Below are 428 nucleotides of genomic sequence, written 5' to 3' on the forward strand. Positions count from 1 at the left end.
CGTACCAGGCCGCCTCGACCCGATTCGGGGTTGAATACTCCAGACCCGAGTGCAACCTTTTCTGATTGTAACGCAACTCGATATATCTTGTCACATCCTGAACAGCATGATCCCGCGTGGGATAAACCGTGCGATTCACCCGCTCGACCTTCAACGTCCCGTTGAACGATTCCGCCCACGCATTGTCATAGCAGAAACCAGTCCGGCCAACAGAACGCACAATACCATTCTCGCCGCAGAACACGGCAAACTCCCCGGACATATATTGTGTTCCGCGATCCGAATGAAAGACAGCGCCCGGACGGATACTACTGTTGCGGATCGCCATCCCCATCGCGTCTGTGACCAACTCCGTGCGCATGTGATCGGCCAACGCGTAACCGACGACCTTCTTGCTGAAGCAGTCCAGCACCGTCGCCAGATACACC

1 protein-coding gene is annotated in these 428 nt (G+C 55.8%); it reads right to left on the reverse strand.

Annotated features, from left to right (window positions below):
• On the reverse strand, window positions 1–428 hold a 428-nt coding region (locus C3E87_RS14465; RefSeq protein WP_143571070.1), incomplete at both ends, for an IS3 family transposase.

This window comes from Tessaracoccus sp. ZS01 (assembly GCF_022342445.1).
Lineage (GTDB): Bacteria > Actinomycetota > Actinomycetes > Propionibacteriales > Propionibacteriaceae > Arachnia.